The 10,025-nt window shown below is 43.9% G+C and carries 11 protein-coding genes and 1 pseudogene; 3 read left to right on the top strand and 9 right to left on the bottom strand.

Features of this window, described 5'->3' with window-relative positions; all coding sequences use genetic code 11:
- The 8 genes from AC3A8L_RS06890 to AC3A8L_RS06925 form a co-directional block, all read right to left on the bottom strand.
- A partial coding sequence (locus AC3A8L_RS06890) for a choice-of-anchor D domain-containing protein (RefSeq protein ID WP_487961499.1) occupies positions 1 to 1,138 on the bottom strand: 1,138 nt, incomplete at its 3' end.
- Positions 1,139 to 1,264: 126 nt separating this feature from the next.
- A complete protein-coding gene (locus AC3A8L_RS06895; protein WP_487961500.1) occupies positions 1,265 to 2,548 on the bottom strand; it encodes a TIGR03032 family protein in 1,284 nt (427 codons plus the stop codon).
- Positions 2,535 to 3,941 carry a S8 family peptidase gene (locus tag AC3A8L_RS06900; protein ID WP_487961501.1) on the bottom strand — a complete coding sequence of 469 codons (1,407 nt, stop codon included), beginning with the start codon at positions 3,939 to 3,941 and terminating at the stop codon, positions 2,535 to 2,537. The genes AC3A8L_RS06895 and AC3A8L_RS06900 overlap by 14 nt, the downstream gene beginning before the upstream one ends.
- 274 nt (positions 3,942 to 4,215) lie before the next feature.
- On the bottom strand, positions 4,216 to 4,743 hold the full coding sequence (locus AC3A8L_RS06905) for a phage tail protein (RefSeq protein ID WP_487961502.1): 528 nt from the start codon (positions 4,741 to 4,743) through the stop codon (positions 4,216 to 4,218).
- A 13-nt stretch (positions 4,744 to 4,756) separates the two neighbouring features.
- On the bottom strand, positions 4,757 to 5,281 hold the full coding sequence (locus tag AC3A8L_RS06910) for a phage tail protein (RefSeq protein WP_487961503.1): 525 nt from the start codon (positions 5,279 to 5,281) through the stop codon (positions 4,757 to 4,759).
- 13 nt (positions 5,282 to 5,294) lie between these two features.
- On the bottom strand, positions 5,295 to 5,804 hold the full coding sequence (locus tag AC3A8L_RS06915) for a phage tail protein (protein ID WP_487961504.1): 510 nt from the start codon (positions 5,802 to 5,804) through the stop codon (positions 5,295 to 5,297).
- 66 nt (positions 5,805 to 5,870) lie between these two features.
- A complete protein-coding gene (locus AC3A8L_RS06920) occupies positions 5,871 to 6,170 on the bottom strand; it encodes a DUF6916 family protein (RefSeq protein WP_487961505.1) in 300 nt (99 codons plus the stop codon).
- A 22-nt stretch (positions 6,171 to 6,192) separates the two neighbouring features.
- A complete protein-coding gene (locus AC3A8L_RS06925; RefSeq protein ID WP_487961506.1) occupies positions 6,193 to 6,705 on the bottom strand; it encodes a GNAT family N-acetyltransferase in 513 nt (170 codons plus the stop codon).
- Between the two features lie 473 nt (positions 6,706 to 7,178).
- On the opposite strand from AC3A8L_RS06925, the gene cysC reads away from it, so the two are divergent.
- Complete coding sequence (cysC, locus tag AC3A8L_RS06930; RefSeq protein WP_487961507.1) at positions 7,179 to 7,709, top strand: adenylyl-sulfate kinase; 531 nt, start codon at positions 7,179 to 7,181, stop codon at positions 7,707 to 7,709.
- A gap of 98 nt (positions 7,710 to 7,807) precedes the next feature.
- On the opposite strand, the gene AC3A8L_RS06935 is transcribed toward cysC, so the two are convergent.
- Complete coding sequence (locus tag AC3A8L_RS06935; RefSeq protein WP_487961508.1) at positions 7,808 to 8,206, bottom strand: hypothetical protein; 399 nt, start codon at positions 8,204 to 8,206, stop codon at positions 7,808 to 7,810.
- Between the two features lie 607 nt (positions 8,207 to 8,813).
- On the opposite strand from AC3A8L_RS06935, the gene AC3A8L_RS06940 reads away from it, so the two are divergent.
- Together AC3A8L_RS06940 and AC3A8L_RS06945 are read left to right on the top strand one after the other, a co-directional pair.
- Positions 8,814 to 9,257 carry a hypothetical protein gene (locus AC3A8L_RS06940; RefSeq protein WP_487961509.1) on the top strand — a complete coding sequence of 148 codons (444 nt, stop codon included), beginning with the start codon at positions 8,814 to 8,816 and terminating at the stop codon, positions 9,255 to 9,257.
- 15 nt (positions 9,258 to 9,272) lie between these two features.
- Positions 9,273 to 10,025 (top strand): annotated as a pseudogene (locus AC3A8L_RS06945) (hypothetical protein); the annotation flags it as partial.

Here is a 10,025-nt window from a genome sequence, read left to right on the forward strand (position 1 = left end):
GCGTTAAAGCTGATACGTCGACATCGTTGGCGCCACCGAGTTTGGCTTCAAAATCAGTACCGGTAACCACAAGGCTGCCGGTGCTGGCATTGTAGGTAGCACTGCTAATGGCGGGTGAAGTAATAGCGGCCGTAATATTAAAATTATAGGTGGCCTCATCGGCATCATCACTAGTAATGGTAATGGTTGATGTTTGCGTACCGAGCGTAGAAGGATCTAACGTGACTTCAAAAGTGGTATTACCTGCTGCAGAAACTGGGTCGGATGCGGGCTGAGTAGTCACCGTGAAATCACCCGAGCCAGAGATGGCAACAAGTGGGGAGCCTGTTAAATCCAAAGCACCATCGCCGGTATTTTGAATGGTGAATGTGCGTATTAAATTTGCGCCGCCTAAACTGTGGGTACCAAAATCAGTATGATCTGCAGTAGTTGGGATTACGTCGCCATCGGCAATACTTTGGCTATTGCCTTGTAGGTTTATTTCGGGGGCGGTTGCGGTATGATCCGGTGAGTTGCACGCATCATGAAAAGCTTGGCATGCCGCTAAGGACGCTCCAGATTGGAATCCCCCTGCGCCACCTGTAACCGTACACTGGGGGCCAGCCGGATTCCACTGAAAGAATGCATGCTGACCACCAGAACAGTTGGTTATCGAGAAAAAGCCTTCGCCCGCTGTCATCGTGTGGGAAAAGTTTTTTCGCCCTGGGGTGGTGTTGCCCGATGTGGTTGCTTGCAGTGCTTTGGTTGCGTTGCTATTAAGTAAGTTATTTTCTGCCAAAAAAGCGAGTGCTTGCGTATTAATAGCCAGTGTTTGTGCTTTTGGTTGAGTGGCAGGCCGACGACTAAATGCATCAAAAGCCGAACGCTGTGACTTTTGCTGCGCAGTCTTATGTGGAGGGCTGCTCAGTGCGCCTGGCGCAACAGCCGTCGCATCAGTTGTTGTAGCACCCGCTGTAACATTCGTTGTAACACTCGTTGTAACAACAGCGGCCTTTATACCGAGTACATTACGGCTATGAGTACGCGAGCTACCAGCCATTCGGCTAGCGGCAAACCCGTTGCCCGATATCGCTAACAAAGGGATGGCAAGTTTTAATGCTTGATTTAAGCGTTTAGGTGCGTACTTTATCGTCGTCATAATGTTTACTGGCTCATCAGTGAAAAATACGGCATAACAGAGTGGTGAGTGAACTTGCTACGCTGAACATATTATTTAAAAAATGGTTAGTATTGAGATTAGCTTATTTTGAGCATATAGAAGGCTTTATGGAATAAGAAAATGATTTCGTACCCGCGGATTATTAGGTTCTAAAATTTCAGGAAACGTACTGCCCGATATAATTGCCACGTCATAGATTTGTTCTACATTACCGGTGAATTTGATATAGCCAATTTTACGGTTATTGGCGGTATCAATTAGCCATATCCCCGAAAATGTGTCACTGTATTTTTGCGCTAAAGGCGGGGCGTTTAACACATTTCCGGCCCTTACTTTGGAGGTACCTACAAAGGCAATGTCGCCATAAAAATCTACACCTCGGGTAAACCCCTGTAGCTCTACAAGGGTTTCGTTTTGGCCTGTGCTGGGGTTGATTCTCGAAAATTCACCACAACCCGAATTACAATAATAAAGCCAATCTTGATGCCATCTTGGTGAGTGCGGCATGGCTAACCCTTCAAGAATAATGGCGTTGTTTTCTACATCCATTAAGGTGCCATTAAATTTTTCACCTTGCCGCCATTGCCCCGCCGAGTTGTAACGAGAAAATGTCGAAACGTATGCAGGTTCGCCGTCTTTAAGTGTCATGCCATTTAAATGACAGCGATCTTCGGGTACTAATTCAGAAATAAAATAAGGCTTCCATTGCGGTACGAAGCTGTAATCTGGAGAGAGCGTACAAAGACAAGAGAAACTCGAGTTGACCGCCCATAAGCCCTCATTACCCCATGCAATATCGTGGATATTGATCATGCCGGAATAATGTACAGAGCGTGGGATAAAGCAAGCATCTACTCGAGCATCGACAGGTTGATGTTGCTGCTCTTCATAACGACGCATTGCAGCTATCATTTCTTCTCGTTCGAGGCGTTCCTCCTCAGTGAGAGTGTCGGGCAATGGTGCTTCAGTTTTTTGGGCTTTGTCACCTTCTTTGAGGTGAAGCCTGGGAGCCGTAATGTCGTCTTCAATAGGTGTTAAGGGTTTCTTGAGCGTATCGACCAAGTTATCGGCACGCTGGAAGTTAATCACCTGCGTAAAGGTGCCGAGGGTTAAGCCCGTCTCAGATACCGATAACCCCATGGGGCGCGCAAATGCCTTGTAATTAATATCAATATCAACCCCATCTGTACGCACAAGCATAAGGCGACCGGCTTGGTATGAGGTGAATGCGAGTGAGATATTAAGCTGCTTTAGAATTTGGGGTAGATTGTCAGAATATTCACAACTGAAGTCGGTAGCCCCATGGCTAAAGTCGGTAGCCTCTTTTTTTTCATCTTTTTTAGTGTCCGGGGATGTATCTATCACCTCTGGGCTATTAGTTTCTAGCATAATTCACTCTATCGAATTCTTTGGAATCGTTTGTTAGTAATAAATGTTTCAGGTTTATTGTTAACGTGTCAATAGTTTGGGTTGGGTCTTGAGCCAATAACAGTGCGCTAGCACCGGTGGTAATGGCAGCGGCTAGAGAAGTGCCCGATAATGCCTTGTATTGATTATTTTGGCCTGATGTTAGTACTGTGCTGCCCAAGGCAAAAACATCAACGCTCTTACCAAAGTTACTGGAAATCATCTTTTGACCTTGAGTATTATGCGCACCAACCACAATGGGTAGCGCCAATGAAGCTTCTATGCTGAAGGGTTTGATAATGTGCCCTTGGTTGCCTGCAGCGATGATGATAGCTGTACCTTTACCGCTGCGACCATAGGTACTTAGAGAATTTATTGCTACGGCGATAGGCTCTAGTAATAAAGGGGAATTCCACGAGCAATTGATTATGTCTACATTGTATAGGTTGGCGATTTGAAAGCTCGTTACCGTTTGCGATGTCCAGGTGTTGGGTTGCCGTATCGCAATAAAGTCAGCTTTAGGTGCTATTCCTTTAATGCGAAAATGTTTAGAAAATTCGTTATTTGATTGTTCGTTATAAGGGTTTGATGCGCTGTTGTTTTTAATATTGTTGTTTTCAATACTGTGGTTTTCAATGCTGTGGTTTTCAATGTTGTGGTTTGCAAATATGACCCCTGCTATTTTTGTGCCGTGAGTATCTAATCGTGAAAGGGGGGTTGCGGTTAGTGACTTTTGTTCGGTGTCGTATTGAAATAGTGGTGTGATGTGGCTTAAGGCCGAATGTTGTAATTCAAATCCGTCATCAATAACGGCAACTCTCACGCCTTGCCCTAGTGTAAAACGCCAAAGCTGTTGTATGCCAATTTTATCGAGGTAATTTAAATACTGATTAGGTGATAATGATTCAGCAGGGTGTGAATTATCCTGACTATTGTCAGTAATTTTTTTTGTTCTAATTTGTAATATATCAGGCTGTACCGCAACTATATTTTTTTGATTTTGTAGTGCGTTTATTAACCCTTGCAGTTCATTTACCTGCGTTATGTTATGGGTCTCCAATAAGCTAATTTCTAAGTTGTTATGGCGGTAAAGGGTGTTTTTTTGGGTGATTTTTTTGGATGTTGTTTTCAGTGATTTTAATGTGATCGGTTGATTGTGCAGAATGATGATGTTATTTGAAACCTTAAAGGCAATTTTGTTATCTGCATTGTGGTAGTAATTACCTACTTTTTTTAACGTTACAGGCTCGCCAAAATTTAAGAATTTAATCGTTTCTTGTGACGCTTTTGACTGCGCTAAAGGCGTTAATGTTAGCCAGAGTATTAGGCTCTTTAGGCTAGCCGATAAGAATTTTTTATAGGTGCTTGGCGTCATGATCATTCATTCGAAGGTGTACGTTCTATAGAGTGTTATTCGTAAAATATTGTTCACAAAGCGGGGGGGTAATGACAGCACCTTGGTTACAGCGTAAACCAAGGTGCTGTACGCTTAGGGCCGTGCATGAAATAACTTCCCGCTTTTGAATTCCTGGGTGCACGCTTGCCTTCGTTAAAAATATTTGCAATAGCCGGCTATTACGCCATATTTTCGCCTCGTCAAGCAAGCACCCACAAACCCAAATTCCAGCAATTTATTTCGTGCTCGCCCCTTAGCTTCTAGATGGATATAGTCCTACCAGGGCAATAATGAAATTCATGGCAATGTAAGGCTGCATATTTCCGTGTGCTTGCCCCCCACCTGCAGTATTAACTGTAGTGTTAGCAAGAGGCACTAAATTGGCAGTATCATCACTGAACATAAGACCGCCTCGTGCTCTAGAAAGCCCTACCGCTGCCGATGGCGTTGCAGCATTCCCTATCGCATCATTATTACCATTTAAACTGTGTTTATGATTAGGGATTTGCGCCTCACTTAAGGTCACAGTTTCAACGCCGACATTCTCACCGAGACGACGACGAGTCAACCCTGGCCCACTGCCGGGGTGCATTGCTGAGCGCCCCTGTAAATCAGGTAAAGCAGTCGTGGTTCGGCCATCGCCACCATAGGTAGTCCCTATCAACGAAAACAAGGCAGTATTATTCGAAATGGGCAATAGTTGACCATCACAAAAGGCCCAGCCTCTTGGTGCAAAATTACCAGCAAAAATTCTGATTTCTGCAATAAACGGTTCTGACATAGCTCAAATACTCCTATTGACGCGAAGGATAAATACCAAACAGTGCAACAATATAATTAATGCACAAGGTCGGCTGTAAGTTCGTATGCGGCTGTGAGCCGCCGGTATTATCTATGGATAGCTGATTAAGGCTGGTGTTCGGCACAGCGTCTATTAAGTACTTGAGCCGACCTGCCGAGGTGTCGCCAAGTACTTTATCGGTAGGGATTTCAGAACTTGCGGCTGCAGTTGAGGCCTCAAAAGCATGGCTGTGACTTGGCATTTGATTCTCGGTCAGCGTTACCTTTTCTACTCCTGACTTAGCACCTAGCGGCCTAGAACTCAACCCTGGGCCTTGCCCTTGATGTATAGAGATGCGTCCTCGCATATCGGGTAAGCCGAAAGTTGTGCGCCCATCGCCTCCGTAAATAGTTCCGTACAATGAAAATAATGCATCGTTTTGACTAACAGCTAATAACTGCCCATCACAAAAAGCCCATCCGCGCGGCGCAAAATTTCCGGCGAACATTCTGATTTCACCAACAAAAGGTTCTGACATAAAATCGCTCCGCTTAATTTCTTGAGGGGAAAAGTCCCATTAATGCAATGCAGTAACTCAATGTGGTGTAAGGCTGCATATTGTCATGAGCTTGACCGCCTCCGGTATTACCAATAGTTCCAGAGTGAAGCGACACAGCATTAGCTGCAGTCGGCTCGATGTACAGTGGCGTAAGAGCATCAGCTAATACATCTGCTCCCTCGACATTGTTTCCATTTGCTTCGGCCGCACTGGCGTGTGCTGCATGTTCATGAGCGGCTATTTGTGCGGCAGTTAGCGTTATTGACTCGGCTCCACCTTTTTGCCCCAATGGATGAGTGTCCCCTTTATGTATCGGGGTGCGCGACCTTAAATCGGGCAGGGCAAATGAAGTTCTCCCGTCGCCGCCATAGGTTGTGCCCAGTAGCGAGTAGAGTGATTGGTTTTGATTGATAGGCAGTATTTGCCCATCACAAAAAGCCCAACCACGTGGTGCAAAGTTAAAGCCGACTATTTTCACTTCGGCCAAAAAAGGTTCACTCATAGGGTTTCTCCATGTTGATATGAAAAGAACAAAGCACTAATAAAGGCAGCACTTACAAAAAGAGCATTAAGCTTTAGCGACTTTTCGCGAAACAACAATTTCACATTCTGTAAAGCTATTAGGGCTTAAAAAAATGTGTTCATTTTTATATTCACTGGACTCAAAATTATAAATACCTTGTGTAACCTCGGTTGGGGTCTCGCCCACATCAAGAATCAAAGTGAAACACTCCCAGTCAGTGCCATTAGCAGTATTTTCAATAATTTCTGACACCTTAGCGGTAACGGGATCCTCTAAGTTATTACCTGACAGGCTTATGGTTTGCCCGGCTAGTTTTTTGGCTGTCTCTAATGTTAACTCAGTCATTCTTGCTCCTGTTTATTGTTGGTTATGCAAAAGAAAAGGCTTTAGTTGATTCTGGTTGCCAAACCATGCGTTGGTATAACGGTGATGGTGAAGAGTCTTCAAAGGTAAAACCCAGTTGGCTATAGAGCTTTATTGCGCGCTGATTATCTTTAGCTGCGCTAATGAGTAGTGGCGCCGCTACTTTTTGTGCCGCTACCTGTAATGATTTTATCATGGCTTGGCCATAACCTTTATTTTGCATGTTAGGCAATAAAGCAAAATCAATAAGGTGAACAACATCCGGACTAAAGTCTAGTGTGACTTTGCCAATCGGTTTTTCGTGCAGCTCTATCACCCAATAGATCGCATTGGGGAATTGCTGGCTGTAGCTTTTCTGCTGAGCGTTAAACTGCATATTAATAAATGCGTTAATGCTTTCCTGGTCTTGATTTATGTGTTGTAAGTCTTGCCGTGTGGTGCGATAGAGATCGGCCATAAAGGTTGTATCGCCAGGCGTTGCCAACCGTAAATTGAGGCCGTTAGGGAGTTTAAGCATATGCTCACATCCTAAAATAATTTATGGTTAGGGGCGAGGCAATAATAGTTTGTCCATTTAGACGAGGGAGCCTGTTTTCTCACCAAGGCGCTCGAAGAGGCGCATGCCTAGGCATGTAACGCTTTGAACAACGCCGTTGAGGAGACAGGAAACAAGTATTATTGGATAAAGTATTTTTTCCTCGGCCCTTATATGAATGACTGACAGATAATAGATGACAGGAGAGGGGGGCACGAGTTGGTTTTTATAACTATTTGCTATATTTGGGTGTCTCGTTTATTTCAAAACTGGGTTTTTGGGTTGGGGTAGAAAAATGAGGTTTCCGCGGGCGACAATAGGGTATTACTGGCGCCTAATTTTTTATGTTCGCGTCGTTAGGGACTAAAATGATTTTCACTGCTCTTAATGTGTGAGGGCACAAAAATAGTAAATTTTGCGCGCAAATATCAGCTGATTATTTTTTGGAGATGACAATGTATGCAAAAGTGATCTGGCTAGAAGGTCTGTCGGGTGCGGGTAAAAGTACGGTAGGTGATGCACTGGCTGAGCAGTTAGCAGCATTAGGTTTACCTGTTAAACGCTTAGATGGTGATGTGTTACGTAAAACCCTTTGCGCTGATTTAGGCTTTAGTGAACAAGATAGGCAAGAGAGCTTATTGCGTGCAGGGTACTTGGCTAAGCAATACTGCCAGCAAGGCAGCACAGTAGTTGCTAGTTTTATTACCCCCTCCGAGATCAGCCGCAACAAGCTACGTGAATTGCTAGGCCCTTGCTTTGTTGAGGTTTATGTTGCAACGCCTTTAGCGATTTGCGCTAAACGAGACCCCAAAGGTTTATATCAAAAAGCTTTTTGTGGTGAGATTGATCAGTTTACGGGCGTTTCAGCCCCTTTTGATCCCCCTTTGAATGCCGATATTTCAATCAATACCGACCAAGAAACCCTATGCGAGTGCGTAACCGCTATTCGTGAATATTGTTTTTGTTTTCAAGATTGTACTTCTTAGCGTAGGCGTTTGACGCCTTCGCGCCCCTAATAAGCCTCATCTATCTCCCATGCCTTGTTCATGCCTTTAGCTTTTGCTGGGTATTTCAGCCTCGTCCCTTAAGCCTGCCAGTTCTCATCGCTATCAACCGGTGCTTCTTTTTTGCTCGTCTCAGATCCATCGTTGGGTTGCGCGTCTAAGTTGAGCTCAGTTGTTCCGGGGTGCCAGTTTGAGTCGCTATCAATAGCTTGAGAGTTGACGGGTAGGGATGGCGGGGTTTCTTGTATGGTGTTGTTTTCGGTGCTTTCACTTGTCCATGATGCGTCGCTATCCAGCGCGGTTATAGTGTTTTTAGTATCGTCGGCTGGAATGGTTTCGCTTGAGTTGTTGGCTGCGGGTGTAGTGTCTGCCAAGTCATTGGTTGTGTCTGTCTGCTGCGAGTTTCCGCAGGATGTAAGTAGCAACAATATCAATAATTTAGGCGCTAAGTTTAGATGATATATATTTTTAACAGTCATGACTTATTTCCAATAACGCTAATGATATCGAATAAGAGGTGGTGTGGGGCGCTAATAACTAATCGATTTTTATTACTAAAAGATAGCATGTTTAATCATTTTTTCTCTTTGTTTTTTGTTTTTCTTAAGTTAGATTTCTGTTATACCTTTTTGTTTGTTTTTATTGGTTTTATAGGTGATTTTAAGTCCAGTTTTAGGCTGTTTTTTTATATCTTTGGGTCGAGCCTCTGCTATATTTTATAGGGTTAGATTGATGTGGTTGTGAGCCTATTGGTGTTGAGTGTGCTGAAATGTTGTTTCTGTTTGGTGGTTGGGAGTAAGGGAGTAACTTGTCATCCATTAATGTTGGTTACGCGTTCTTGTCTTTGTTATTTACAGTATGCACTTGTTTTGGGTTGAAGGGCGCCTCGGTAATGTAACGCCTTTATCGGTACGTGACTTTACTGTTCTGTGTTTGTATAGGCCTGCGCTACGTACCCTTTAAATACATCGGTGAGGAAATGGAATTTTGCACCTCTTTGGATAATCTATTATTGCCTTTTCCCTACAGAGTGAATGCATTTTAGATACTTGGTTTTTTAAATGACACAAAATACTGGATCCTATAATGAAGGTTAAAAATTTTTTATTATCATTAATGCTTTTGGGGTCGTTGAGTGCTGGCGCGTTTGGCAATGGCGATAACAATATTGCGACTGAGGCGTTTTCAGGTGCGGACTTAATTTTTAATGCCAATCAAGTGGCTAAAAATGTGACGATCAGTGTTTCAGGTCCCCATGGTTTTTTTGTCACTCAATCATCAATTGATAGTATTCCTTCTATTAATTTATATGATGCGGGTAGTCCTAGTGATGGGCGTTATCGGTACCAGCTTACGGCGTCTGTGGCGGGTGAAGGGGCGCAGGTGAAAAGTCAGCTTAATAACGGTCGAGACTCAAACGCAACGCAAGCGATTTATGGGGTTTCTCAAAGTGGCTCCTTTTATTTTGAAGACGGCCAAATAAAAAAGTTTGATAAAATTGACGATACTCAAACTTTACCATCACGCTAACCGAGGATGTTGATAATGAAAAACCCTTTATTTGGATTAGCGGAAAAAAATATCGCACAGTCGCGTAGTCTGCTTTTTGCAGGTTCAGTGTTAGCGGGTGCAACACTGATGTGTAGTGCCGGGGCAGGAGCTGACCAACAAATACAAGATGATTTAGTCGCTGTGGGCAGTATTTGCGCTGGGATTGATTGTGTTACTGGCGAAGTGTTTAGTTTTGATACGATTCGCTTAAAAGAAAATAATTTACGTATTCGGTTTCAAGATACCAGCGGCAGTAGCTCATTTCCTACGAATGATTGGCAAATTACCGCCAATGATTCGTCTAACGGCGGCATGAATAAATTCAGCATTGATGATATTGATGGTGCAAAAACCCCTTTTACCATTGAAGCGGGCGCTCCCGATGCGGGTATTTATTTAGATAGTTCTGGCTATTTAGGCTTGGGTACTTCAACGCCTGCGCTGAACTTGCATATTAAATCGAGTAATACGCCCTCGCAGCGTTTTGAACAAGATATTAGCGGTGGCTTTACCGCGCAAACGTGGGATGTAGGGGGGAATGAAACCAGCTATTTTATTCGTGATGTGACCAATAGTGAGACCTTGCCTTTTAGGCTGTTTCCTGGCGCACCTTCTGAAAGTTTAGTGATAAGTGCCTCGGGTGCGGTTGTGTTAGGGGCGACGAGTGCAAAAGATTATTACGGCAGTAATGCACTGTTAGACCTTGCAGGTAGTTCGGGGGCTAACCCTATTCTGGGCGTTGATGCC

The organism is Marinagarivorans sp. (assembly GCF_982758155.1).